General features: G+C 32.1%; 26 protein-coding genes, 2 tRNA genes, 2 rRNA genes and 1 pseudogene (1 of these 31 cut by a window edge). 7 read left to right on the forward strand and 24 right to left on the reverse strand.

The window, feature by feature from the left end:
• Window positions 1-17: 17 nt before the first annotated feature.
• Window positions 18-1,109 carry a PIN/TRAM domain-containing protein gene (locus tag P8F83_RS16030; RefSeq protein WP_073022783.1) on the reverse strand — a complete coding sequence of 364 codons (1,092 nt, stop codon included), beginning with the start codon at window positions 1,107-1,109 and terminating at the stop codon, window positions 18-20.
• Between the two features lie 322 nt (window positions 1,110-1,431).
• Here P8F83_RS16030 and P8F83_RS16035 point away from each other — a divergent pair, with 322 nt between their 5' ends.
• Window positions 1,432-1,830, forward strand: a complete 399-nt coding sequence (locus tag P8F83_RS16035; RefSeq protein ID WP_021800130.1) for a nucleoside triphosphate pyrophosphohydrolase family protein — start codon at window positions 1,432-1,434, stop codon at window positions 1,828-1,830.
• A gap of 32 nt (window positions 1,831-1,862) precedes the next feature.
• On the opposite strand, the gene disA is transcribed toward P8F83_RS16035, so the two are convergent.
• From disA to P8F83_RS16055, 4 genes are all read right to left on the reverse strand, one after another.
• Window positions 1,863-2,927: a DNA integrity scanning diadenylate cyclase DisA gene (gene disA, locus P8F83_RS16040; RefSeq protein ID WP_326511870.1), complete on the reverse strand. Its 1,065-nt coding sequence runs from the start codon at window positions 2,925-2,927 to the stop codon at window positions 1,863-1,865.
• A 15-nt stretch (window positions 2,928-2,942) separates the two neighbouring features.
• On the reverse strand, window positions 2,943-4,307 hold the full coding sequence (gene radA, locus P8F83_RS16045; protein WP_021800128.1) for a DNA repair protein RadA: 1,365 nt from the start codon (window positions 4,305-4,307) through the stop codon (window positions 2,943-2,945).
• A 198-nt stretch (window positions 4,308-4,505) separates the two neighbouring features.
• On the reverse strand, window positions 4,506-5,234 hold the full coding sequence (nagB, locus tag P8F83_RS16050) for a glucosamine-6-phosphate deaminase (protein ID WP_326511871.1): 729 nt from the start codon (window positions 5,232-5,234) through the stop codon (window positions 4,506-4,508).
• Window positions 5,231-5,953, reverse strand: coding sequence for a GntR family transcriptional regulator (locus tag P8F83_RS16055; RefSeq protein ID WP_326511872.1), 723 nt, complete (start codon window positions 5,951-5,953; stop codon window positions 5,231-5,233). The genes nagB and P8F83_RS16055 overlap by 4 nt, the downstream gene beginning before the upstream one ends.
• Before the next feature lie 123 nt (window positions 5,954-6,076).
• Here P8F83_RS16055 and P8F83_RS16060 point away from each other — a divergent pair, with 123 nt between their 5' ends.
• On the forward strand, window positions 6,077-6,238 hold the full coding sequence (locus P8F83_RS16060; RefSeq protein WP_326511873.1) for a hypothetical protein: 162 nt from the start codon (window positions 6,077-6,079) through the stop codon (window positions 6,236-6,238).
• Window positions 6,239-6,378: 140 nt separating this feature from the next.
• Complete coding sequence (locus P8F83_RS16065) at window positions 6,379-6,606, forward strand: glutaredoxin family protein (RefSeq protein ID WP_021800125.1); 228 nt, start codon at window positions 6,379-6,381, stop codon at window positions 6,604-6,606.
• Window positions 6,607-6,657: 51 nt separating this feature from the next.
• Here P8F83_RS16065 and P8F83_RS16070 read toward each other — a convergent pair whose 3' ends face one another.
• The 7 genes from P8F83_RS16070 to P8F83_RS16100 form a co-directional block, all read right to left on the reverse strand.
• On the reverse strand, window positions 6,658-8,115 hold the full coding sequence (locus tag P8F83_RS16070) for an NADP-dependent glyceraldehyde-3-phosphate dehydrogenase (RefSeq protein ID WP_326511874.1): 1,458 nt from the start codon (window positions 8,113-8,115) through the stop codon (window positions 6,658-6,660).
• Window positions 8,116-8,130: 15 nt separating this feature from the next.
• On the reverse strand, window positions 8,131-8,358 hold the full coding sequence (locus P8F83_RS16075) for a glutaredoxin family protein (RefSeq protein WP_073022789.1): 228 nt from the start codon (window positions 8,356-8,358) through the stop codon (window positions 8,131-8,133).
• On the reverse strand, window positions 8,358-9,299 hold the full coding sequence (trxB, locus tag P8F83_RS16080; RefSeq protein WP_326511875.1) for a thioredoxin-disulfide reductase: 942 nt from the start codon (window positions 9,297-9,299) through the stop codon (window positions 8,358-8,360). Before trxB ends, P8F83_RS16075 begins: the two co-directional genes overlap by 1 nt.
• 248 nt (window positions 9,300-9,547) lie before the next feature.
• Entirely contained in the window at window positions 9,548-11,998 is a 2,451-nt protein-coding gene (locus tag P8F83_RS16085) for an ATP-dependent Clp protease ATP-binding subunit (RefSeq protein ID WP_326511876.1), read from the reverse strand.
• 12 nt (window positions 11,999-12,010) lie between these two features.
• A complete protein-coding gene (locus P8F83_RS16090) occupies window positions 12,011-13,033 on the reverse strand; it encodes a protein arginine kinase (protein WP_326511877.1) in 1,023 nt (340 codons plus the stop codon).
• 10 nt (window positions 13,034-13,043) lie between these two features.
• Window positions 13,044-13,565 carry a UvrB/UvrC motif-containing protein gene (locus P8F83_RS16095; protein WP_073022792.1) on the reverse strand — a complete coding sequence of 174 codons (522 nt, stop codon included), beginning with the start codon at window positions 13,563-13,565 and terminating at the stop codon, window positions 13,044-13,046.
• A gap of 13 nt (window positions 13,566-13,578) precedes the next feature.
• On the reverse strand, window positions 13,579-14,034 hold the full coding sequence (locus P8F83_RS16100; protein ID WP_021800118.1) for a CtsR family transcriptional regulator: 456 nt from the start codon (window positions 14,032-14,034) through the stop codon (window positions 13,579-13,581).
• Window positions 14,035-14,176: 142 nt separating this feature from the next.
• Between P8F83_RS16100 and P8F83_RS16105 the strand changes: the two genes are divergently transcribed.
• Window positions 14,177-14,827, forward strand: coding sequence for an MBL fold metallo-hydrolase (locus tag P8F83_RS16105; RefSeq protein ID WP_326511878.1), 651 nt, complete (start codon window positions 14,177-14,179; stop codon window positions 14,825-14,827).
• Window positions 14,828-14,918: 91 nt separating this feature from the next.
• Here the strand turns inward: P8F83_RS16105 and P8F83_RS16110 are convergent, their stop codons facing one another.
• The 8 genes from P8F83_RS16110 to P8F83_RS16145 all read right to left on the reverse strand — a co-directional run bounded on the left by P8F83_RS16110 (window position 14,919) and on the right by P8F83_RS16145 (window position 19,947).
• Window positions 14,919-15,089: a DUF362 domain-containing protein gene (locus tag P8F83_RS16110; RefSeq protein ID WP_021800116.1), complete on the reverse strand. Its 171-nt coding sequence runs from the start codon at window positions 15,087-15,089 to the stop codon at window positions 14,919-14,921.
• A 91-nt stretch (window positions 15,090-15,180) separates the two neighbouring features.
• Window positions 15,181-15,384 carry a heavy-metal-associated domain-containing protein gene (locus P8F83_RS16115; protein WP_073022794.1) on the reverse strand — a complete coding sequence of 68 codons (204 nt, stop codon included), beginning with the start codon at window positions 15,382-15,384 and terminating at the stop codon, window positions 15,181-15,183.
• A gap of 21 nt (window positions 15,385-15,405) precedes the next feature.
• The gene (locus tag P8F83_RS16120; protein WP_073022795.1) at window positions 15,406-16,311 is read right to left on the reverse strand and encodes a PSP1 domain-containing protein; all 906 of its coding nucleotides are present in this window, start codon (window positions 16,309-16,311) and stop codon (window positions 15,406-15,408) included.
• Between the two features lies 1 nt (window position 16,312).
• Window positions 16,313-17,242, reverse strand: coding sequence for a DNA polymerase III subunit delta' (locus P8F83_RS16125; protein ID WP_326511879.1), 930 nt, complete (start codon window positions 17,240-17,242; stop codon window positions 16,313-16,315).
• An 18-nt stretch (window positions 17,243-17,260) separates the two neighbouring features.
• A complete protein-coding gene (locus tag P8F83_RS16130; protein ID WP_021800112.1) occupies window positions 17,261-17,590 on the reverse strand; it encodes a cyclic-di-AMP receptor in 330 nt (109 codons plus the stop codon).
• Between the two features lie 89 nt (window positions 17,591-17,679).
• Window positions 17,680-18,321 (reverse strand): dTMP kinase, encoded by a 642-nt coding sequence (gene tmk / locus P8F83_RS16135; RefSeq protein WP_326511880.1) that lies wholly within the window; start codon window positions 18,319-18,321, stop codon window positions 17,680-17,682.
• A gap of 7 nt (window positions 18,322-18,328) precedes the next feature.
• Window positions 18,329-19,741 (reverse strand): aminotransferase class I/II-fold pyridoxal phosphate-dependent enzyme, encoded by a 1,413-nt coding sequence (locus P8F83_RS16140; protein ID WP_326511881.1) that lies wholly within the window; start codon window positions 19,739-19,741, stop codon window positions 18,329-18,331.
• A gap of 23 nt (window positions 19,742-19,764) precedes the next feature.
• The gene (locus tag P8F83_RS16145) at window positions 19,765-19,947 is read right to left on the reverse strand and encodes a sigma factor G inhibitor Gin (protein ID WP_021800109.1); all 183 of its coding nucleotides are present in this window, start codon (window positions 19,945-19,947) and stop codon (window positions 19,765-19,767) included.
• A gap of 181 nt (window positions 19,948-20,128) precedes the next feature.
• Here P8F83_RS16145 and P8F83_RS16150 point away from each other — a divergent pair, with 181 nt between their 5' ends.
• The 3 genes and pseudogenes from P8F83_RS16150 to P8F83_RS16160 all read left to right on the forward strand — a co-directional run bounded on the left by P8F83_RS16150 (window position 20,129) and on the right by P8F83_RS16160 (window position 23,828).
• Window positions 20,129-21,295: a zinc-binding metallopeptidase family protein gene (locus P8F83_RS16150; RefSeq protein WP_326511882.1), complete on the forward strand. Its 1,167-nt coding sequence runs from the start codon at window positions 20,129-20,131 to the stop codon at window positions 21,293-21,295.
• Window positions 21,296-21,469: 174 nt separating this feature from the next.
• Window positions 21,470-22,669: pseudogene (locus tag P8F83_RS16155) on the forward strand (IS3 family transposase).
• A gap of 250 nt (window positions 22,670-22,919) precedes the next feature.
• A complete protein-coding gene (locus P8F83_RS16160) occupies window positions 22,920-23,828 on the forward strand; it encodes a S66 peptidase family protein (RefSeq protein ID WP_326511883.1) in 909 nt (302 codons plus the stop codon).
• 151 nt (window positions 23,829-23,979) lie between these two features.
• Here P8F83_RS16160 and P8F83_RS16165 read toward each other — a convergent pair.
• The 4 genes from P8F83_RS16165 to P8F83_RS16180 all read right to left on the reverse strand — a co-directional run.
• A tRNA-Cys gene (locus P8F83_RS16165) sits at window positions 23,980-24,054 on the reverse strand.
• 6 nt (window positions 24,055-24,060) lie between these two features.
• Window positions 24,061-24,136 (reverse strand) — tRNA-Phe (locus tag P8F83_RS16170).
• A 5-nt stretch (window positions 24,137-24,141) separates the two neighbouring features.
• A 5S ribosomal RNA gene (gene rrf, locus P8F83_RS16175) occupies window positions 24,142-24,258 on the reverse strand.
• Window positions 24,259-24,332: 74 nt separating this feature from the next.
• Window positions 24,333-26,689 (reverse strand): 23S ribosomal RNA (locus tag P8F83_RS16180) (it continues 547 nt past the right edge of the window).

Genomic DNA, 26,689 nt, shown 5'->3' on the forward strand with positions numbered 1-26,689 from the left:
AATATCCCTTTCTAAAATTAGGCCTCTTTTTGCTTCGCAAATATCATCCTACCAGCAGCAGTCTGAAGAACCGATGTTACTGTAACATCTAACTCTTCTCCTATAAATCTTCTTCCGCCTTCAACTACTATCATAGTACCATCATCTAGATATCCTATACCTTGGCCAGATTCTTTTCCATCTTTAATTATAGGTATTCTCATCTCTTCACCAGGTATTACTACAGGTTTTATAGCATTTGCAAGCTCGTTTATATTTAGTACTGGTACACCTTGAAATTCAGCTACTTTATTAAGATTATAATCATTTGTTACAACCTTACCACCTAATTTTTGTGCTAATTTTAATAATTTTGAATCAACTTCTGCGATTTCTGGGAAATCTCCTTCCCATATTTGAACTTCTATAGCAAGCTCTTTTTGAATCTTATTCAGTATGTCTAAACCTCTTCTACCTCTATTTCTTTTTAGAGAATCTGATGAATCTGATATATGTCTTAATTCATCCAAAACGAAATTAGGTATAACTAAAGGCCCTTCTACAAATCCAGTTTCACATATATCAAATATTCTACCATCAATAATAACTGACGTATCAAGAACTTTAGATATAGCTTTGGTCTTAGCCTTTTTATCCTTTGGAGCCTTTTTCATAGACGCAATTATATTGTAAATATCCTCTTTTTTCTTTATAGCTACATCTGCTCCTATAATTGCACCTATTATATTAAATAATATAAATAGAACTTGCCCAACTACAGGTATTTTCTCAATTCTATTCAGAGGCATACCTACTAAAGATGTTATTATCAAGGCTATGATTACACCTACTGCACCAAAAATAATTTCAGAAGCACTTAACTTTTGTATACTTTTTTCTGCATACTCAATTAATTTAGTAATTCCTTTATAAATATATGGTGATAATAAAAAGAAGATAAGTCCAAATAAAATAGTTATAAAAACTAGAAATGATATTCTACCTAGGGTTGAATCTGAAAAATATCCTAAGTTAACTATATACTTAATTTTCAAAAGTGCATCTCCAATTAAAAGACCTATTGAAAGCCCGATTAGAGAAAATATTATTCTTAATATCTTTTTTAACATATCTTCACCTCCCTCAAAGTAATTATTGACATTTATTACTAAGTTAATACTATATATATAATTTCTTATAAATAATTTGTATTACTCAGCTTTTCAATGTGGTTTTTAATATTATATCACATTCCAAACCTCCATTTATGAAGATTGCATAAAATTTTACCATATTGTTACTAAAAATTTATTCTTTTATCCCCCTATTAAAGATTTTTATATTCTATTATCATTAGAGCATAAAGTTGACGTCTAATCTTTAACTATTATTGACAAAAATGTATTAAAATAATTATAATTATTATAGATAACCAAAAGAGGAGTTGATAAAATGAAGGATGTAATTTTTGACGATTTCCAAAATTCTGTAAACGAATCCTTGCTTAGACACAAGAGCATTTTAGATATATTAAGTAAATATTCCGAATCTCAAGCACGTGTCAACAGAGCTGTTACTAAAGCTGTTACTAGTTGCGGATGTATAAAAATTAATGCCGATAAACAAATTCTTCCTTCTAACGATGATTCTATAGATAGTCTAGATGGATACTTGAATACTCATGTAAGCGGTAAAATATGCGATAGCTGTAGAGAAATCCTTGAACGTGAAATTGGTAATAATCTATTCTATCTAACCTCACTTTGTAATACACTAGACTTAAATCTATATGACATTCTGATAAAAGAACATGATAAAATAAATACATTAGGAAAATTCACATTCAGATAAAATTTTATTATAGGTAGGAACTTTGTTTCTACCTATAGTTGTTTATTTAGTTCAACTTGTTCCTTTATTCTTCTTAATCCATTTCTTATTGCTCTTGCCCTTGCTTCTCCAATACCTTCAACTTGATCTAAGTTTTCTTTGTTTGCCTCAATTATATTTTTAAGTTCTTTAAAATGTTTAACTAAGTTTTCTATAACTGTTGATGGTATTCTCGGTATTTTACTTACTATTCTATACCCTCTTGGAGATATTAAAGTGTCAACTAATGGGACTCCCTCATATCCTAATATCTTTCCTATAGCATCTAAATCTAATAGTTCCTCAGATGATAATGCCTGAATTAATCTATACAATTCATTAAATTCCAAATCAGCTTTGCAGTAATCTCTTATTAATAAAATTCCATCCTGTTCTATAGACCTTACGAGTTCATATAGCTGCATTGAAATAAGACGTCCTTCATTTCCTAATTCAACTATATAACTTTCAATCTCTCCTACTATTCTCATAACCATTTCTGTTCTTTGAATTGCTGTCACCACATCAAAAAGAGTTGTTAAATCTTGAAACTCTAGTAGATTTAAATTATTTTTAACCCTATCTAGAACTGCCACATATTTTTCTAAAGTTTGTATTGCTTGATTGGCTCTTGCTAAAATTACAGAAGTCTCTCTTAATACATATTTTAAATCACCTTTATAGACAGTAATCATATTTCTTCTTTGCGATATAGCTACAGCAATTGAACCTGTCATTTTAGCTACTCTATGAGCTGTTCTATGCCTTGTTCCAGTTTCAAATGTTGGAATAGATGAATCCGGTACTAACTGAGCATTTGCACATACTATTTTTTTAAAGTCAGAACTAACAACTATAGCTCCATCCATTTTTGCTAATTCATAAACATAAGATGGAGTATATTCTGAGTTTATCTTAAACCCACCATCTACTAACTTCATTATTTCTTCGTTATCTCCTAGAACAATAAGCCCTCCTGTTTTTGCTCTAAGAATATTTTCTAATCCCTCTCTAAGATTAGTTCCAGGTGCTACAATTTTTAAAATATTTTTTATTTCTTTATCTTGCTCTATTCTCATATAATCACCTAATCTCTAAAATATTTTATTTATAGCTTCTCTAAGATTTCTTACTCCGTGTATATTTAAAGTTTTTGCTTCAATCTTATCTTTATTTCTATCTGGAATTATTACATTTTTAAATCCCATTTTTTCAGCTTCATTTACTATTCTTTCACATGCTGATATTGGCCTAATTTCGCCTGTTAGACCCACTTCCCCTACTAGCATAACTCTTGGCAGTGCAACCTCTTTATTTTTTATAGAAGATAATAATGCAACAGCAACTCCAAGATCAGCTGTTGTTCCATCTATATTCAAACCACCAACCACGTTAATATATACATCGTATTTATAAAAAGGTATCTTTAGCTTTTTCTCTAAAACTGCAAGTATCAAGCTAAGCCTAGAGTTTTCTATACCTACTGCAGTTCTTCTAGGCATTACTGCCTTAGTCTCCGTTACTAAAGCTTGTATTTCTACTAGTATAGGTCTAGAACCTTCCATTAGTCCTATAACCACCGAACCTTCTTGATTCTCATCTTTTTCTTGAAGGAATAACTTAGATGGGTCAAATACTTCTACAAGCCCTTCTCCTCTCATCTCAAAAACACCAATTTCTCTAGTTGTTCCAAAACGATTTTTCATGGTTCTTAGTATTCTGAATTCTTCCGTTCTTTCGCCTTCAAATGAAAGAACGGTATCCACCATATGTTCTAACACTCTTGGTCCTGCAAGCTCACCCTGCTTAGTTACATGGGCAACAATAAACAAGGGTATATTATTGTGTTTTGCTATTCTCATGATTACGTTAGAGCATTCTTTTACCTGTGAAACTGATCCAGGGGCTGAAGCTATTCCTTCTTTATACATTGTTTGTATAGAATCTACTATAACAAATATAGGAGACAATTCTTTTATATGAGATTCTACTATCTCTAAGTTTGTCTCTGAAACAATGAATAGATTGTTTGACTCTACCCCTAATCTATCTCCTCTAATTTTTATTTGTTCCTCTGATTCCTCACCAGATACATATAATACTTTTCCATATTTACTTGCTATATTTTGGGCTGTTTGTAGTAAAAGGGTTGATTTTCCGATACCTGGATCTCCAGATATAAGGGTTAATGAACCTCTTACTAGCCCTCCTCCAAGTACTCTATTTAATTCTTTTACTCCAGTATCAAGTCTTTCCTTTTCTCCAGATTGTATTTCTCTGATATTTTTAGGTAAACTTATTGTTCCGGATAAAAAGTTTTTATTTCTACTATCATTTTTATTTTCTTTAACTTCTTCTTGAAAGCTATTCCACGAATTACAAGAGGGGCATTTCCCTAACCATTTTGCAGATTCGTAGCCACATTCTTGACATACATACATTGTTTTTATTTTAGCCATATCACACCAACCTTGATTGCTATATTATAACAACTATTAATCATAATTTATGATAACATACATTTTATTTAATTATAATACACTTGCATGGTTTTTATTCAAACCTTAATGGTTTAATTACTTATAATTTATACAAAAAATAAGCTGCTAAAATAAAACATACCTTTTATTTTAAACAGCTTATGATATATAAACTTATTATTTTATTTTTCTAGCAGCATCTTCATCTATTATTAATACTACATCTTTGTGCATTTGTAAGAAAGAAGCTGGTACTTGAGTAGTTATTTTTCCATTAACCACCTTATCCATTATCTCTGCCTTAGATTCTCCACTTACCATTAGAAGTATCTTCTTAGCTTTCATTATAGCGCCTAAACCCATAGTTAATGCTTTAGTTGGAACTTCTTCTTTAGACGCGAAATATCTTGAATTAGCCTCTATAGTGCTTTCTGCTAGGTCAGTTACATGAGTTCCTAAACTTAATGTATCAGATGGTTCATTAAATCCAATATGCCCATTACTTCCTATTCCTAGCACTTGAACATCTATTCCTCCTAACTCTTCTATTCTCTTATCATAATTAACACATTCCTTAAGCATATCCTCAGCTAATCCATTAGGAACATAAGTATACTCTTTTCTTATATTTACATGGTTAAACAGATTACTATCCATAAAATATCTATAACTTTGGTCATGTTCTCCACTTAAGCCTACATATTCATCTAAGTTTACAGTAGTAACCTTTGAAAAGTCTAAAGAGTTGTTTTTGTGCATATCTATTAACTCTTTATACATACCAACTGGAGTTCCACCTGTCGCTAAACCTAATGTTGCCTCTGGTTTTTTACTTATAATTTCTGCTAATTCTTTTGCCGCTACCTTGCTCATCTCATCATAATTTTTTACTACTAATATTTTCATCTTAATTTCCCCTCTCTTCTAGATATATTGACTTGCAATATATACTTGTCACTTCTATAAATTGATTCCTCTATAAATAAAACTTTTTTATTGTCCATAAATGTTCTGCTATATGTTTTTAGTAAAGGGATATCCTTCTTAGTTTTAAATATCTTTTTGTAATTATCATCTATTAATATTGCGCTAACTTCTGATTCTGAATGATCTACAGAATATCCAAACCCCTCTAATATCTTGAACAAAGATCCTTCTAGCATATCTTCATCCATGTATCCGCAGTAATCACAAGGAATATATACAACCTCATTAGCTATAATCTGGTCATCCACTTCTCTTAATCTATTAATTTTGTACAATTTATCAAAAGGAAATAAATCTTTTAAATGTTCTGGAGGTTCTACCATACAAAATTCCACTACTTTAGTTTTGAGAATTCCACCTGTCTTTTTTATAATCTCTGAAAAACTCATCATATCTTCTTGCTTGACTTTAGGTTCACATACAAAAGTTCCTTTACCCTTCTCTCGAATAAGTATTCCCTCTTGAACTAGTTCTCCTAATGCCTGCCTAATGGTCATACGAGAAACTCCATAGTTTTCAGACAGTTCTCTTTCACTATCAATAGTTTGCCCTACTTTCCAAACCCCTAATTTTATCTTCTTTTTAATATCTTCTTTTAATTGATAATATACAGGAATGGGACTATTTTTATCTATCATATTTACTTCCTCCTAAATTCATTATACTAAGTTTTGTTATAGATGTCTAGACCACTATACATTCTTTCCTGAAATAATTTTTTTACTTTTACATAAACTAGTATTTACTAGGAGGTGATAACATTGAATATTAAAGAATCCTTAGTATTTACTAATGTCAAAGGGAAAAATATTCTTCATTCAAGTGACTACAACCTATCTAACTCTATCGAACCCTCTGATTATACTATAAAACAAAATTTAATATTAAATAATAGTATAAAAAACAATGAAAATATTACTTAATTAAAACGTAAAACAATGCACATATAAATCTACTGAAAACATATAATAACAATCAAAAGAGTTGATTTTTATTTTAAAATAATGTAAAATATTATTAATGAATAATTATTATTAGTTATTAAGAAAGGTAGTGAATTTTAATGGTAAAAGTATATACAACAAACTCTTGTCCTTGGTGCGTTAAGGCTAAGACATACTTAAAATCTAAGGATATAGCATTTGAGGAATTAAATGTTCAAGAAGATATGGATGCTAGACAGGAAATGGTTAATAAATCAAGACAAATGGGAGTTCCTGTTTTAGATATTGACGGAACTGTTATTGTTGGTTTTGACAAACCTGCAATAGATACTGCTTTAAATCTATAAAATTAAAAATAATAAAGGAAGCAATAAATTGCTTCCTTTTTTGTTTAATTTTTATTCTATATTTAAAACGACTGCTTTTGGTCTAGACATAGCCTCTATGGAATATCTTATTCCTTGAGTTCCTATACCAGATGCCTTAACTCCTGAGAATGGGAAATGATCCGGTCCTCTTTCAGTTTTATTATTTATTTGAACTGTTCCTACTTCTAACTTATTAGCCACATAAAAAGCTTTATTTATATCTCTTGTAAATACTGATGATTGTAATCCATATTCAGATTTATTAGCTATAGATATAGCTTCATCAACATTATTAACTCTTATAATAGGCAATACTGGCCCAAAAGGTTCTTCCCAAGCTAATCTCATATCTAATGTAACATTATCAACTAAAGTTGGATAAATTAAATTTCCTTCTCTATTTCCACCTTCTAATATGGTAGCTCCCTTTTCTTTGGATTCAAGTATCAAACTTTCAACATAATCAGCTGCCTTATCATCAATTAATGGTACTACATCTACCTGCTCATTAATTGGATTTCCTACTTTTAAAAGTTTTACTTTTTCTCTAACTTTCTTTACTAATTCGTCAGCAACCTTATCTATAACTAATATTCTTTTAACTGCTGTACATCTTTGGCCAGAATATGAATATGCACCAGCAACTATATTATGAGCTGCTAAGTCTAAATCAGCATCTTCTAATACTATAGCAGCATCTTTTCCTCCCAGTTCCATTAATAATGGTTTCATTGTTGTTATTCCAGAAATTCTTAATCCTATTTCTGTACTTCCTGTAAAGTTTATAAAATCTACTAACGGATGACCAACTACGTAATCTCCTATTTCACTACCTCTACCTGTTATAGTATTAATTACTCCTGCTGGAACTCCAGCTTCTTGGAATACCCTAACCAAGTGAAGTGCACTTATACTTCCTTGAGTTGCAGGCTTTAATACTATACTATTTCCAGCCATTAATGCAGGTGCTATCTTTGAAGCTGAAAGGTTAACAGGATAGTTAAATGGTGATATAGCTAATACAACGCCTAATGCCACTCTATTTACTATGCTTATCTTGCCTTTTCCTGTACCTGGGAAAGATTCTCCTGGTAAAGTCTCTCCAGCCATATTTTTAGCAGTATCTGCACTAAATCTTATATAATCAGCAGTTCTATTAACTTCAGAAATTGCACTCTTTTTATCTTTAGCTATTTCTAAAACCATTATATTTGCTATCTCTTCTGCCTTTTCATCAAGTAAATCAGCTGCCTTTAGTAATATAGCAGCTCTTTTATTTATAGGCATTTTATCCCACTCTTTTTGAGCTTCTTTTGCGTTTTGTATAGCATAATCTACTTCTTCTTTGCTCATCGCTTGAACTTTTCCAACCAATGATCCATCTACTGGAGAATTTATTGAAATCAATTTACTTGTTTCACTCTTAACCCATTCTCCACCTACATAATTTCTATATATTTTATCTTTACAACATAAATCGTTAAACATTAATTTCACCTCAAATTATAAATTTAATACTTTGTCTATTTTTTCTCTATCAAAACCTACAACTATTTCGCCATTTATATCTATTACCGGAACACTTCTTTGTCCAGACACCTTAAACACTTCTTCTCTATTTTCTTTATCATCAGCAACTATTAATTCTGTAAATTCTATATTTTTTGAATCGAAATATTTTTTTGCCTTAACACACCATGGGCACCAATCTGTTGAATATATTTTTACCATTACTTATCTCTCCTTTTTTCTACAATATATTTTTCTGCATCTAACGCTGAAATAGTTCCATCAGCAACTGCTGTTGTTATTTGGCGGAATTGTTTTTCTCTAACATCCCCAGCTGCATATACACCCTTAACATTTGTTCTTGTTGACTCATCAGCTATAATATAACCACCCTTAGTTAAATTTATATCTTCTTTGAAATAATCTGTTTTAGGCTCAGTTCCTATATATCCAAAAACAGCATCTATTTTAATTTCTTTTTGTTCATTTGTTTGAGTATTTTTTATAATTGCTTTTTCTAAATAAGTTTCTCCTTCTACATCTACTAAATCCCAGTTAAATAGAACCTCTATTTTAGGATGATTTAACACCTCATCTATAGTAGCTTTTTCACCTTTAAAATAATCAAATCTTCTAATCATTATTACTTTACTGGCAAACTTAGTTAAAAATAATGCCTCTTCTAATGCTGAATTTCCTCCACCAACTACAGCAATAATCTTATCACCGTACATAGCTCCATCACACACAGCACAATAGTGTACCCCTTTACTAGAAAACTTTTCTTCATTTGGTATAGGTAACTTTTTAGGCATTGCTCCTGTAGCAATAATAACCGCCTTAGGTTTATATATATAACTATCAGTCTCAATGACTTTTTCTTCATCTGTTAATTTTGCACTTTGGACTAGATCAAATTCATCTATTTTAGCTCCTAATTCTTCTGCTTGTTCTTGCATTATATCTGCAAGTTTTCCACCTTCTATGGTTTTAAATCCTGGATAATTTTCTATTGTATAGCTAGTTCTTACTTGACCACCTACAACAGCATTTTCAAGAAGAATCATATCTAACTTAGCTCGTGCTGCATATATAGCTGCGGTTAATCCAGCTGGACCTCCTCCTATGATCATCAAATCTATATTTTTCACTTCTTTACTCATACTTTTGATCACTCCTCAATTACCCCCATGGGGTATCCTTATATTTATTATAACACTAGAATTTTTATTTTCAAGTACTTATTGAATAATTACTATTAATTAGTACTTCTAATTAATATTTAAATTAAGCTACAATTTAAGTATATTATTAATTTCTATTTTTATTATTTCCACTTTCACTTAATTATTATTTATAAAAATAAAGAAAGAGAACCAATATAATCTATCATACTGGTTCTCCTATTTTATTACTGAACAGGAACTGGCGAAAAAACTAAATTTCCTTCATCTGATGTAACTTTTATTTTATCACCTTTTTTAATTGTTCCTTTTAATAGCTCTTCTGCAAGTTTGTCTTCAACCTTTTTAGTAATTACTCTTCTAAGAGGTCTTGCTCCATAAGCTAAATCGGTACCTTCTTTTATTAGAGTTTTTTTACTATCTTCATCAAACTCTAAATGTATTTCTTGTTGTTCAACTCTTTCCTTTATAGATTCTAACATTAAATTAACTATATCAATTAAATCATTTTCTACTAAGCTATGGAATACTATGGTATCATCTATTCTGTTAAGGAACTCTGGTCTAAAACTTCTTTTTAACTCTTCCATAATATTTTCTTTCATCTTTTCATACTCAGTTTCAGCTTTATCAGAATCTATAGCAAATCCTAATGTTTTTTGTTTTTTAAGCATATGAGCACCTATATTAGATGTCATTATTATTATGGTGTTTTTAAAGTTAACAGTCTTTCCTTTGGAATCAGTTAATCTACCATCTTCTAGTATTTGAAGCAAAATGTTAAATACATCTGGATGAGCTTTTTCAATCTCGTCTAGTAATATAACTGAATATGGTTTTCTTCTAACTGCCTCTGTTAATTGACCACCTTCATCATATCCAACATATCCTGGAGGAGATCCTATTAATCTAGATACCGCAAACTTCTCCATGTACTCAGACATATCAATTCTTATAATACTATTTTCATCACCAAACATAGCTTCTGCAAGAGCTTTGGAAAGTTCAGTTTTTCCTACTCCAGTAGGTCCTAAGAATATAAATGATCCTATAGGTCTATTAGGGTCTTTTAATCCTACCCTAGCTCTTCTTACAGCTTTAGCTACAGACTTAACAGCTTCTCTTTGACCTATAACTCTATTATGAAGTATCTCTTCAAGTTTTAATAATTTATCTGCTTCTTTTTCAGTTAATTTCTCTACTGGAACTTTAGTCCATTTTGAAACTACCGCTGCAATTTTACTTTCATCAACTGTATGAGTTTGAACTGAAGTTTGTGTACTCCAATCCTTTTTAAGATTTTCTAATTTCTCCTTTAACTCTTTTTCATTATCTCTAAGGTTAGCAGCTTTTTCAAAATCTTGAACAGTTATTGCATCTTCTTTCTCTTTAACTGTCTTATCTATTAACTCCTCAATTTCCTTTAAATCTGGTGGTGCTGTAAGATTTTCTATTCTTACTTTTGCAGCTGCTTCATCAATAAGATCTATAGCTTTATCAGGCATATATCTATCTGTAATATATCTATCTGATAGATTTACTGCTGCTACTAACGCCTCATCTGTAATTTTTACCCTATGATGAGCTTCATATTTATCTCTTAATCCTTTTAAAATTAATAAGGTTTCTTCTTTTGATGGCTCTCCTACGTTAACTGGTTGGAATCTTCTTTCTAAAGCCGAATCTTTTTCTACATATTTTCTATATTCATCTATAGTAGTAGCTCCAATACATTGGATTTCTCCTCTAGCTAATGCTGGCTTTAAAATATTTGATGCGTCAATTGCACCTTCTGCTCCTCCAGCACCAACAATTGTATGCATTTCATCTATAAACAATATAACATTGCCTGATTCTTTTATCTCTTCCATAAGCTTCTTTAATCTGTCTTCAAACTCACCTCTATATTTGGCTCCAGCTATCATAGAGCTAATATCTAGGGATACTACTCTTTTTTCCTTAAGTATTTCAGGGATATTCCCTTCAACTATTTTCTGTGCTAATCCTTCTACCACAGCAGTTTTTCCTACTCCAGGATCTCCTATTAGACAAGGATTGTTTTTTATTCTTCTGCAAAGAATTTCTAAAAGTCTTTGAGTTTCCTCATCTCTTCCTACTACTGGGTCAAGTTTGCCTTCTTTAGCCATTTCAGTTAAGTCTCTGCCATATTGATCTAATGCAGGTGTATTAATCTTTTTCTTTCTTTTACTTTCCTCAGCATTTCCTTGAGGATTGTTAGTATTACCAGATAAAGCATTTAAAATATCTTGCTTTATTTTATCAAAGTTAACATTTAAGCTATTCAAAATTGTATATGCTACGCCTTCTTTTTCATTAATCATAGCTAATAATATATGTTCTGGTGAAATATAATTCTGTGCTAAATTTCTAGCTTCTAACAAACTTAAATCTAGCAATCTTTTTGTTCTTGGAGTTAATGGAATATCTCCTTTTGTAGAATCAAAATCACCTTCTCCAACATATTCTTGAAGCAGTTTTTTTACTCCATCTTCATTTATTCCATATTCTTTAAGAAGTTCTTGACTAACTCCTTCTTCAGCAATTATTCCTAATAAAATATGCTCTGTTCCTATATATCCATGTTTAAACTCTTGGGACTCTTTTTGAGCTTTTAATATCACTCTTTGCGCTCTCTCTGTAAATTTCCCATACATCATTTTATACACCTCCTAAGACTCTGATAATATACTTCTCATTAATTTTGCTCTTTCTATATTTCTTTCTCTTTCTTTTAATTCCCTATCTAAGTGATTCTGAAGGGATGCATTTTGAGAAAATAACAACATTTTATTAACAGTTTTAATATCTATATCCTCTATTAAACCTTCTTCAACTCCAAGCCTAATACTTGAAAGTAAACCTAATGATTCTTTTAATGTTAATACTCTTGCATTTTCAAGCAAAGCTCTTGCTCTAAATATTCTATCCTCAACTTCATATTTATATTGATCTAAATAAAGTTTTCTTATATTTTTTTCTTCTGCAACTACTTGTAACGCTACAGCTTCTAAATTAGTTAGTATATCTTCATCTGTAACACCTAAAGTTACTTGATTAGATATCTGATATATATTTCCTTCACCTTTTGAGCCTTCTCCATATAATCCTCTTAATGTCATTCCAACTTGATTTAGTCCCTTTAATAATTTCGGAATCTCATTATTAAAAGTTGCAGCTGGTAAATGTATCATAACAGATGCTCTCATTGCAGTACCTATATTAGTTGGGCAGGCTGTTAAATACCCTAACTTTTCATTAAATGCATATTCTATTTCCTGCTCTAATAATGAATCCACCTCATCAGCATTATTATATGCTGATCTAATATCAAAGCCTGCAGTTATACACTGTAATCTAATATGATCCTCTTCATTTATCATTAAACTAAAAGTTTCATCATCATCCACAATGAAAGAAGAAATAGTCCCATTTTTAATAAGATTTGGGCTTATTAAGTGTTTTTCAAGAAAAGTTCTTGCTAAGTTTGGTGATATATCTCTTAATTCATAAGTTTTGTATTCTCCTTTATCTTTTAAAACTTTATTAAAAGCTTCTTGAATACTACTTGATACTTCTATACCATTTTCATTATCTAGCTTATTAGGAAAAGGAACTTCTTTTAAATTTCTAGCTAATCGTACTCTACTAGATATAACCACGTCTTCTTTACTGCTATTTATCCAACTCTCCATATGGCACCTCCTATTCCTCTAATTTCTCATGAATAGATTTTATATTATCTCTTATCTCTGCTGCTTTTTCATACTCTTCTGCTAATATAGCTTTTTGCAATTCTTCTTTAAGCTTAATAATTTTCTTCTTTTCTGCAATTACTCTTCCCTCATTTTCTGGAATTTTACCTATATGTTCAACATCACCTTGAACTCTTTTTATAACAGGAGTTAGTGTTTTAGAAAAACTCTCATAGCAATTACTACATCCAAGTAATCCTGTCTTTCTAAACTCCCTATAGTTCATTCCACAAGACTTACAAACTACTTCATTTTCTGGTTTATCAGTAGCGTTTTTATTAAAATAATCAACCAAACCTCCTAAGATGCTTTGCAGAGGAAATCCTTCGAAGTCTTCGAAAGATGAATTAACTGGTATATCAGATATATCACTAGCACATTTCTCACACAATCTTACTTCGCTTTTTACTCCATTTATTATTTTTACCATATGGACTGTAGCATCATTTTTATTGCATTTTTCACATAACACTTGTATTCCCCCTTTAAGATAACAATAATGCAATTGTTGATTTTAATATGTCCGCTCTTACCTTATTTCTGTTTTCAACTGCTTGCAACGTTCTATCATTTATAACCATTTTAATTATATTGAATTCCCTATCATTTATTATCTCGGCATCATATAAACTTTCTAATAATGCTATTGAATTATGATAAGTTATTGAATCTCCTATACTTTCGTCTATTAACTCTTTTCTACTTCTATGGTTATTATATTTAACCTTTCTAATTACTATGCAACCACCGCCACCTCTTCTACTTTCAATTAAATATCCTTTTTCACAAGTAAACCTTGTAGTTAATACATAATTAATTTGAGAGGGAGCACAACTAAATCTATCTGCTAACTCGTTTCTTTGAATCTGTAACTTCTGATCTTCACTTTCACTAATTAAAGCTTTTATAAAGCTTTCTATCACATCTGATAGTCTTGCCATTTCGTCACCTTCTTAACCTTGACTTTCTTTGACTTTGTTTAGATATATCTTATCATATAATAATTACTATTGTAAATATATAATGGTTTTTATTTTTAGTATTTTCTTGAATTTATGGTAATACTATAAACGAGGTGATTTTATGAAATTAACCTGGTATGGTCATTCATGTTTTCTTTTAGAAACTTCAAATAATACAAAAATACTAATGGATCCCTTTGATTCAAAAATTGGGTATATTCCCTTCAAAGGGTCCGTAGATATAGTAACTATATCTCATGATCATTTTGATCATTCTAACTTAACTAACTTAGACTGTGAACCACAAGTAATTAATTCAACTAATGAATATCTAATTGATTCAATAAAAATAACAGGAATACCTTCTTTTCATGATGATCAAAATGGTCTTAAAAGAGGTCCTAATATAATTTTTTTATTTGAGGTTGATAATCTTAGATTATGCCACCTTGGAGACTTAGGTCATATGCTAAATAACGATTATAAAGATTTATTAGGAAACATTGATGTACTTATGATTCCAGTTGGAGATCTTTATACTATAGGTGGTAAAACCGCTTATCGTATATGTGATTTATTATCTCCTAAATATATTGTTCCAATGCATTACAAAACCCCAAATCTGTCTTTCTTATTAAGAGGTCCAGAAGAATTTTTAATAGCTTCAAAAAATGTTTTAAAATTACCTAATAACACTCTTAACACTGAAGAATTATTCGTAAGTACAGATAATACCCCTAAAGTATTACTTTTATCTCCTCCACAAATATAAATAAAAGATGCCTAAACTAAGCATCTTTTTTATATTTCTATTTAATTGCTTGTACAAAAAAACACCGCCTAAAAGGCGATGCTTTTTAAAATTATTCTGCTACTGGAGCTCCAACTGGGCAAACGTTGGCACAATTTCCGCAATCTATGCAAGTATCTGCATTAACTACAAATATTGTATCTCCTTGTTCTATAGCATTTACTGGACATTCAGCTGCACAAGCACCGCAGCTTATACATGTTTCTTCTATTTTATATGCCATAATAAAACACCTCCTAATATTTTCGGTATGTAACTACCACGTTAATTTTATCACATTCGTGTATATTTTCAAATACTTTTGACATAATTTTTTAAACGACAGTATATCCCAGTAATTCTATGGAATCAATAATTTTATCTAATTTAGAGAAGTAGTCATCATATATTATGCTTACTTCTCCTTTTTCCTTATTAATTTCACAGGCAACTACCCCTGTATTTGAAGCTACTGCATTTTTTATTTTTTTTACATCTTCTGATGTTTTCATACCGATAATTTTAATTGAAGACTTCATTTTCATCCCCCTGAATATGATCTAATTATCCTTTATTAAATCCTTAATAAGAACTTTATCAGTTTCATCTTCTATTTCAAGTTTTATTTCCCCGTCATCTACATTCCCCTCATAAGTTCCACTTATTAACTCTATTTTCTCTATCTTATATTCATTTATTACTTCTTCTTCCCCAAAAGCCATCTTAACTTTAACTGTCTCTTTTACAGTATTATTGCCAACAACTTCTCCTCTACCATCTACAGTTTTAACTATTGATCCTACCCTAGGTAGTCTCTTTCTAATATCTTCGTAGGTGCTTTGTTCATAATTTAAACAGCACATTAATCTTCCACATATTCCTGATATCTTAGTAGGATTCAAGGATAAACTTTGCTCTTTTGCCATTTTAATTGATACCGATGCAAAATCTCCAAGGAAACTTGAGCAGCATAAAGGTCTTCCACAAGGTCCTAAACCACCAATCATTTTAGCCTCGTCTCTTACACCTATTTGTCTTAACTCTATTCTTGTTTTAAATATTGTAGCTAAGTCTTTAACTAATTCTCTAAAGTCTACTCTTCCATCTGCTGTGAAGTAAAAAATAACTTTATTATTATCAAATGTATACTCTACATCTATTAACTTCATATTTAAGCCATGACTTACTATTTTCTTAAGGCATACATCAAAAGCCTCTTTCTCTTTTTCTTTATTTTCTTTATGTAATCTTATATCTTCTTCATTTGCAACCCTAATAACTGTTTTAAGTGGAGCTACTATATCTTCCTCGCGTATTTCCTTTACTCCAATAACACATTCTCCAAACTCCACGCCTCTTGCTGTTTCAACTATGACATAACAATCCTTTTTTACCTCTGCATTATTAGGATCGAAATAATATATTTTACCCGCTTTTTTGAAACGGACTCCTACAACTTTTATCATTTTAAACCTCCATAAGATCTATGATCATAACATTTAATGTTAATAAAAAATTTGTGTTGCTATTTAATTTACTTCTTGTTCTATCTAAAACCTTTACCATTCCTTTGAGTTTTCTAAAGGTCATTTCTCTTGATATATTATCTATTTCATGAAGTTTATCACCATTTATGATTAACTCCTTATTTTCTACTTCTTTATATACGGATATATCTCTTATAAATGAAAGTAAAATATTTAAAATTTCTTCCCAATTTTCCTTAAAACTAGCTAACTTTTTCTCATATGTAATAACAGCTTCTTTATCGCCTTTATTAATATCAACTAATAAATTACATATAATACCTCTTAAAATTTCTAAATTTTTGTTATTAAAAAAATCTTCTACCTTTCCAGGAACTCCTCCTGCATATGCTAATGCAGAATTAATCATTTTTTCATCAAACTCTTTAAAATATAAATTTATATACTCTCTCATATCTTCAATATTTAATGGTGAAAGTTTATGAATCTGGCATCTTGATTTAATTGTATCTAATATTAAATCCCCACTTTCACACAATATAATTATGTAAACACCTTTGGGTGGTTCTTCTATCGTTTTTAATAAAGCATTTTGTGCTTGAATCGTTAACTTATTTCCTTTATGTATTATTATTACCTTTTTATCACCTTCAAAAGGTTTTTTATAAATCTCTTGAATTATTCCTCTAACTTCATCTATTCCTATAGATTTCTCATTTACTCTATAATTAACGATATCTGCATATTCTCTTTCCTGACTTTTACCTAATATGCTTAAAGCAAAAATCTGAGCTATTTTGCTTTTTCCTATACCATCCTCTCCTATTATTAAGTGTGCATGAGAGAGTGCACATTTTTCAATAAGTTTATCAAATGATTCTCGTATTTTATTATGCCCAATAAACTTCATATGCACTCATCCTTTCAATTATATTTTTACATATTTATCTACATCTACTACAAATACAGTAGCTCCTCCCACTTGAACCTCAACTGGGTATGGAACATATACATCAGCAGTACCTACCATAGGAGTAGGGGATACCACTAGTTGTTTTCTAGTTTTACATACATCCTCAACAATAGTAAGAACCTCATCAACCTTTTCTTTTTCTACTCCTATTAATAGTGTAGTATTTCCGGACTTAAGAAAGCCCCCTGTAGTAGCTAATTTTGTAACCCTGAAACCACCCTCAGTAATTGCCTCAACTAAATCAGCTGTATCATCATCTTGAACTATAGCAATAACTAATTTCATATTCTCCTACCTCCTTTAAACTCTTTAATTCTATTTACTTATACTTATTTTATCATAAAATATTAAGTTAAAATATATTTATATTTCCTTCATATAGCTTTATTCTCAATATTTTCATTGATAATCTTTGAAACTTCTAGATAGACCTCATCTACCTCCCCAGATGCATCCACTTTAACTATATTATGATTGTATTTCTCCATTAAAATACTATATCCTTCTCTAACTTTATCATGAAAATCCATATTTTCTTTATCTAGTCTATTTATTTCTCTTCCCTTATTTTTATTTATTCTTTCTAAACCTAGTTTTGGCTCTATATCAAATAATATTACTAAATCTGGCATATAAGAATCTATAGCAAATTTATTTATCTCATAAACTTCTTCTATCCCAAGACCTCTTGCATAACCTTGATATGCTAATGATGAATGTAAAAATCTATCACATAACACTATTTTACCTTCTTCTAAAGCTGGTACTACCTTCTCTGCTAAATGCTGTCTTCTTGCAGCTGCATATAAAAGGGCCTCTGTTCTTGCATCCATTTTAGTGTTCTTAACATTAAGTATTACTTCTCTTATCTGCTCTGCAATATCTATGCCGCCTGGCTCTCTAGTAATCATACAAGATAGATTTTTCTCTACTAATTCCTCATATACTTTATTAATTACAGTGCTTTTACCAGCACCATCTCCGCCTTCAAATGTTATAAACATTCCTTTTCCCATCTTATTTTTACTCCTCTATTTCTTTTAAAATTTTAATTTTGTTATTATTTACTCCAATACACTCTATATTATCATTTAGTAAATCTAAAAGTTTATTAATCTTTCCTTTAGTAATCTTCTCTCCCATCAATATTAATGGAACTCCTGGTGGATAAGGTACTATATGCTCTTTAGCAATTTTCCCAACAGAGTTTATTATATCAATAAATTCCGCTTCATTATTCATAACTATTATAGGATCTATCAATTCCCCATCTTCAATATCTAAATCATAACTTTTGACTATAGTCTCTTCCTTATCTACTCTTAACTTCAATAAAGCATTTTCTAATCTTTCAAAATCTTCTTCTCTATTAAATGGAGTAGGAATTAAAACTGTTGCTCTTCCTATAGCCATTTCAACTTGAACGCCATTATTTAGGAAGTATTCAACTAAGTCAATATTCTTATACCCCTCATTAATTGATATTACTATTCTAGTAGGATCATATGTCCATTTATCTTCTAATTTATTATTATCTATAAAATCAATTCCCTCTATCTTATCTATAACCTCATTTATTTTCTCTATTCTTCTGATTAGCTTCTCATAAGCCACTTCAGCTTTTTCCTGCAAAAAAGCTCTGCTGTAATCTAAAGTTGACATAAATAGATAAGAAGGGCTTGTACTCATAAATGTTGATAAATAGAATTCCACCTTCTCTTTATCAATTTCATTATTTATATGTAAATAGGCAGTTTGGGTTAATGATGGTAATGTTTTATGTGCACTCATTACCACCATATCAGCCCCAAGCTTTACTGCACTTTCTGGAAGTTCATTATGAAATCCAAAATGCGCCCCATGTGCTCCATCTATTAAAACTTTAATAGACCTCTTTCTGCATTCTGTAATAATCCTAGATATATCTAAACCAATTCCAAAATAATTAGGGTAGGTTAATATAATTCCTTTAATATCTTTTTCATTATCTACTATTTCTAAAAAATGTTTAAAATCTATTCCTAGTGGTGCTCCTAATTTTGAACTTATCTCATTTTTAATATATACGGGTTTTAACTTTCTGACTAATATACCATTAAATATCGATTTATGGCAGTTTCTTTCCACTAATACTTTGTCCCCTTCGTTAAAAGAGGAAAAAATCATGGTTAAATTACCTGAAGTGCTTCCATTTACTAAGAAATAGGATTTATAACTTCCATAACATTCACTCAACTTATCTAAAGCTTCTCTTATAATCCCTTGAGGGTTTTGTAAGTTATCTAATCCATCCACCTCAGTAATATCTCCATTTAATATTAAAGTAGTCAATTCATCTTGAAATGCTCTTCCACGTTTATGTCCAGGCATGGAAAAAGGTGCATAGTTTTTTTTAATATAGGTTTCTAATCCATAAATTATAGGTGCATCATTCATTACTCTTCCTCTTGCTTATCTGTTTATTGGATATAATTTATTGGTTGTGATAAGTACCTTTTTATCTTACGTTTATAAAACTCATATCTGTCTGTATATACAGGCTCATTTGCAATAGCTTTTTCACAACTTAAACAAATTTCTTTTCCGCATATTATTATACCATTTTCATTAGCTTTTCCACATATAATGCAATTTTTTTTCATAATTGAATTTACCTCCGCTTTTCTTGTCCTATAATATTATCTTGATTTTAACCCCATACACTATATTCTATTCATTTACACGTAAAAGTTATTTTGTCCAACTAACTTTATTTTTGACATATAAATAATTTACTCTTTATTGGAAAAACTAATTTATATGAATAATCAGGAGGGGATTTTTTTGAAGCAAGAAATTATATCTCACATAGCTAGCTGTGAAAAAGATCTATATTCTTTATGTAAGTTTTTATATGAAAATCCAGAAGAAAGTTACTGTGAAGAAAAAGCTTGTTCTTATATAACCACATTGCTTAAAAATAATGGCTTTGAGGTTAAGGAGAACTATTTAGATATTAAGACCTCCTTTTATGCGCAAAAAGGAAGCGGTTATCCTAAAATCTGTTTCGTATGTGAATATGATGCCATAAAGGATCAAGGTCATGTCACTGGTCATAATCTATTAACAACAATATCTGTAAGTAGCGCCTTAGGTCTATCTAAAATAATAGATAAGCTTCAAGGAACTATAGTAATACTTGGCTGCCCTGGAGAATACTTAGGTGGAACTAAGTCTACCATGGTAAGGCAAGGAGTTTTTGATGATATAGATGTAGTATTAACTGCACATCCAAATATAATAACTGCTGAGAGTGGAACTTCATCTGCCATAATTCCACTAAATGTTAAATTCTATGGAGATAGCGGATTAAGTTTCTTAAATAGTAGTGTCTACACTTCTCTAGACGCTACTTTATTAACCTTTAATATTCTTAATTCTTTGTTAAAAGGATTTTCTAAAGATGTAGATATAAATTCAGTATTATCAAATGGAGGATACACACCTTTACTTCTTCCAACTGAAACTGATTCTAAATTCTACATACGTTCAAATGACATGGATATTGCTAAAGTAGCAGAAAGTAAATTAAGAGAAATATGCTTATACGTTTCTAAACTAATGCGAGTTAAACATGCAATATCACTTTATGAACCACCTAATGAAGAATTGTTAACTAATATTACTCTTAATAGACTTTTTTCGCATAATCTAAAAGAGGCAGGAATAATAGACATAGCAGAGCCTAAAGACACTTCTGCTGGACTTAGTTTAGGCTGTGTAAGTCATAAAGTTCCTTCAATTCACCCATATATAGATATAGTTAATGGAGAAAATATAGAATATGGTTCACTAGAATTTGCTAAAGCAACAATAAGTGACTACGCTTTCCAAAACGCTATGAAGGCCTCTCACGCTTTATGTTTTACTGCCTTAGACCTTATAGAAAATGTAAATCTACTAAGCGAAGTAAAAACTGAATTCTATGAATTTAAGAAAAATTTATATTAAAATTAAAATTTTCACAACACTATAAAAAATGAGCTACCACACTGGATATCAGTGCATAGCTCATTTTTATTTTTCTTCGTATTCCTTTTACCCTCATTAATTATTGATGCTAGTATGGTTTTATGGACACATTTTAATAATTATTTATAATAAAGTTAAGAGAGGTGTGTTCAAGTGAGAAGAAAAACTTATACAGATGATTTTAAGAAGATGGTAATCGAAGTATACAATACCGGAAAACCAATTAAAGCGATATGTGAAGAATATGGCGTGTCAACAGCTACTCTGAATAACTGGACTAATAGTGTTCAAGTGAAAGAGAAAATCTCGAAAAAGCCTATTATAGCTAAAAAGAGTAAAGCTACTGAAGAAAAGAGTAAGGAAGACTCTAAAGAGTTCGCAAAATTAAAGAAAGAAAATGAACGAATTAAAATGGAACTTGAAATATTACACCAAAGGCGGGCTTTAGCCAAAAAAGCTATCGCCATATTCTCAAAGGACCAAGAGATATAATTAAATTTATTGATAATAATCATGGAATTTATCCAGTAAGACTCATGTGTAAATTACTGAATATGCCTAAGAGTACTTACTACCAATCTCATCACCATACTCCGTCCCGGAGGGAATCGGAAAACATAATATTGAAAGAAAGAATACTACAAATTTATAATGAAAACAAATGTAGATATGGTGCTCCCAAAATACAAAAAACTCTTGAAAAGTCAGGTACTTATATAAGTATTAAACGAGTTCAGAGATTAATGAAGGAGCTAAATATTCGTTCTATAGTAATTAAAAAATTTAGACCACCGAAATCTACTAAGAAAGTATTGGAAAGAGTAAACTTACTCAAACAGGATTTTAAAACTACCAAACTAAATGAAAAATGGGTAGGAGATATAACTTATATTCATACATTAAAGGACGGCTGGTGCTACTTAGCTTCTATATATGGACTTGTATACGAGAAAGATAGTTGGCTACTCATTTTCAAAGACTATGGATTCTTCTGTAGTAATAGCTGCTTTAGATAATGCATATAAAATCCAGAAGCCAACTGAATCGCTTATTTTCCACTCTGATCTTGGAGTTCAATACACAAGTACAGAGTTTATTAATAGACTAAAAAAATATGGAATAAAAGCTTCAAATAGCAGAAAAGCATGCCCTTATGATAACGCCTGTATAGAGTCTTTTCATTCTATTTTAAAGAAAGAACAAGTTAACAATGTTCAATATTATGATTATGAAAGTGCAAAGTTAGACTTATTTATTTTCATTGAGTCTTGGTATAACCGTAAAAGAATTCATAGTTCTATTGATTACATAACTCCGCAAATGAAAGAAGATCTTTTTAGAATGACAATTTGAGACTTAAAATGTGTCCAAGATATTGACCTAGGTCCATTATATTATTATGTTTAATAAGAAGTTAAGTACTTAAATAGAAAAATAGAAAAGTATTTAAATAGAAAAGTAGCTAAAGAAATATGAAACCTAACTCTGCATAAGCTACTTAAAAGTCACTTATCCCTATTTGAATATAAATAAATACTTCATTTATTAGCACATTTAATTACTTATCTATAGAATATAATATAAATAATTTTTAGGAGTAGTTATGTTAGCTAAAGCACTTAAGAATAATGATCTTATAGGAATTGTATCACCAGCTTTCTGCGAGGATATTAACGTAATAAATGATAAAATAGATACATTTAAGAACTTAGGATTTAATCTTCTTTTAGGAAAACATTTATATAGTCGTTCTGGATATTTTGCAGGAGAAGCTATTGATAGAGCTTCTGATTTAATGAATATGTTTGAAAATAAAGACGTTAAAGCTATTATATGTTTTAGAGGAGGGTATGGCAGTATAAACATACTTCCATATTTAAATTATTCAGCTATTAAAAAGAATCCCAAAATACTATGTGGATACAGTGACCTGACAACTCTAATTAATTATATTAATAGGAAAACTGGCTTGGTAACTTTTCATGGTCCTATGGTAAATTCAGATTTTAATGATGATCAGACTTTAGAAAGCTTAAAATTTACTTTAATGCAAGGGTATAGTCCTTATAATATCCCCTTTGGAGGTTCTGTATGCTACAACGAAGATAATACTACTGGTATATTAGCCGGAGGAAATTTAGCCACCATTTGTTCTACATTAAGTACGCCTTATGAAATTAATTTTAATAATAAAATACTACTTATAGAAGAAGTTAATGAATATCCTTATTCTTTAGATAGAATGTTAAGTCAACTTCTATACTCTGGAAAACTATCAAAATGTAAAGGATTCATATTGGGCCATTTTACTAACTGCACTGTAGAAAATTACTCAAAAAGTTATACTGTTGAGGATATTATAAAAAATATTTTAGTTCCCTTAAATAAGCCTATAATAACTGGATTTTCATTCGGTCATGACTATCCTAATCTTACCTTACCTATTGGGGCAAAGATTAAATTAAACTTTACCTCTAAATATATAGAAATATTAAATAATGTGGTTGTATAATTTAATTTCCCACAAAAACATACCTTTTTCACACAAGTTATCCACATCTTCTGTTGATAACTTGTGATTTTTTGTTAATAACTATTATCTAATATCAAATAAATGAGAAAAATAAAAAACTTGCAAACTAATGTTTACAAGTTTTTTTAATTGGAGGCGCCATCCGGATTTGAACCGGAGGATAAAGGTTTTGCAGACCTCTGCCTTACCACTTGGCTATAGCGCCACACAATGGTGGCTCGAGCAGGAATCGAACCAGCGACACGAGGATTTTCAGTCCTCTGCTCTACCGACTGAGCTATCGAGCCATAATATTTGGCGACTTCCTACTCTCCCACACAGTCTCCCATGCAGTACCATCGGCGTAATAAAGCTTAACGATCCTGTTCGGAATGGGAAGGGGTGTTACCTTTATGCCATTATCACCAAATATATTATGAAAGAATTTTGTTCTTTCAAAATTGCACGTAAGTTCATTTAATAATATATATTCCAGTTAACTTATTGGTCAAGCCCTCGATCTATTAGTATGAGTCAGCTAAATATGTTACCACACTTACACCTCTCACCTATCAACCTTGTGTTCTTCAAGGGATCTTACTAGATTACTCTATGGGAAATCTTATCTTGAGGTGGGCTTCACGCTTAGATGCCTTCAGCGTTTATCCCTTCCCGACTTAGCTACCCAGCTATGCTCCTGGCGGAACAACTGGTACACCAGAGGTCAGTCCATCCCGGTCCTCTCGTACTAAGGACAGCTCCTCTCAAATTTCCTACGCCCGCGACGGATAGGGACCGAACTGTCTCACGACGTTCTGAACCCAGCTCGCGTGCCGCTTTAATGGGCGAACAGCCCAACCCTTGGGACCTACTTCAGCCCCAGGATGCGACGAGCCGACATCGAGGTGCCAAACCTCCCCGTCGATGTGGACTCTTGGGGGAGATCAGCCTGTTATCCCCGAGGTAGCTTTTATCCGTTGAGCGATGGCCCTCCCACGAGGTACCACCGGATCACTAAGTCCGACTTTCGTCCCTGCTCCACTTGTAGGTGTCGCAGTCAGGCTCCCTTCTGCCTTTGCACTCTTCGAAGGATTTCCGACCCTTCTGAGGGAACCTTTGAGCGCCTCCGTTACTTTTTCGGAGGCGACCGCCCCAGTCAAACTGCCCATCTAACAATGTCCTGTCACCAGTTTCATGGTGTCCAGTTAGAATTCCAGTACTATCAGGGTGGTATCCCAAGGTTGACTCCACTAAAGCTGACGCCCTAGTTTCCCAGTCTCCCACCTATCCTGTACAGACAATACCGAAACTCAATGCTAAACTACAGTAAAGCTCTACGGGGTCTTTCCGTCCAATCGCGGGTAGCAAGCATCTTCACTTGCACTACAACTTCGCCGGATTTGCAGTTGAGACAGTGCCCAAATCATTACGCCATTCGTGCGGGTCGGAACTTACCCGACAAGGAATTTCGCTACCTTAGGACCGTTATAGTTACGGCCGCCGTTTACTGGGGCTTAAGTTCACACCTTCGCTTGCGCTAAGTGTTCCCCTTAACCTTCCAGCACCGGGCAGGCGTCAGCCCCTATACATCAGCTTTCGCTTTAGCAGAGACCTGTGTTTTTGCTAAACAGTTGCTTGGGCCTATTCTCTGCGACCTACTCTCGTAGGCACCCCTTCTCCCGAAGTTACGGGGTCAATTTGCCGAGTTCCTTAACTGCAATTCTTCCGCCGGCCTTAGGATTCTCTCCTCACCTACCTGTGTCGGTTTGCGGTACGGGCACTACTTTTCTCCCTAGACGCTTTTCTTGGCAGCGTGGAATCATGTACTTCATCCATAAATGGACTTCCCCATCACACCTCAGAATTGTTAAAACGGATTTTCCTGTCTTAACTCCCTAAGTGCTTAGACTAGCATCCAATAGCTAGCACACACTATCCTCCTGCGTCACGCCATCGGTAATAACGATGGTAGTGGTATAGGAATATCAACCTATTGTCCATCACCTACGCCTTTCGGCCTCGGCTTAGGTCCCGACTAACCCTCAGCGGACGAGCCTTCCTGAGGAAACCTTAGGTTTTCGGCCTGTGAGATTCTCACTCACATCTCGCTACTAATGCCAACATTCTCACTCGTAAACAGTCCACCGCTCCTTTCGGTACGACTTCTGCCCGTTTACGACGCTCCTCTACCGCTTACATTACTGTAAGCCCGTAGCTTCGGTGGTAAGTTTGAGCCCCGAACATCTTCGGCGCAGGATCTCTCGACTAGTGAGCTATTACGCACTCTTTTAATGAGTGGCTGCTTCTAAGCCAACATCCTAGTTGTCTTCGAAATCCCACATCCTTTTCCACTTAACTTACACTTTGGGACCTTAGCTGACGATCTGGGCTGTTTCCCTTTTGACTACGGATCTTATCATTCGCAGTCTGACTGCCGAACTAATAGTATATGGCATTCGGAGTTTGATAAGGTTCGGTAAGCGATATGCCCCCTAGCCCATTCAGTGCTCTACCTCCATTACTCATATTCGACGCTAGCCCTAAAGCTATTTCGAGGAGAACCAGCTATCTCCGAGTTCGATTGGAATTTCTCCGCTATCCACAGCTCATCCCATGGTTTTTCAACACCAACGTGGTTCGGTCCTCCACGAGATTTTACTCTCGCTTCAACCTGGCCATGGATAGGTCACCCGGTTTCGGGTCCACGACATGCAACTTTGTGCCCTATTAAGACTCGGTTTCCCTTCGGCTCCGTACCTTAAGTACTTAACCTCGCTACATATCGTGACTCGTTGGCTCGTTCTACAAAAAGCACGTCATCACACATATAAAGTGCTATGACCGGTTGTGGGCATACGGTT

This window comes from Clostridium intestinale, from assembly GCF_035905475.1.
Classification (GTDB): Bacteria; Bacillota; Clostridia; order Clostridiales; family Clostridiaceae; genus Clostridium_T; species Clostridium_T intestinale.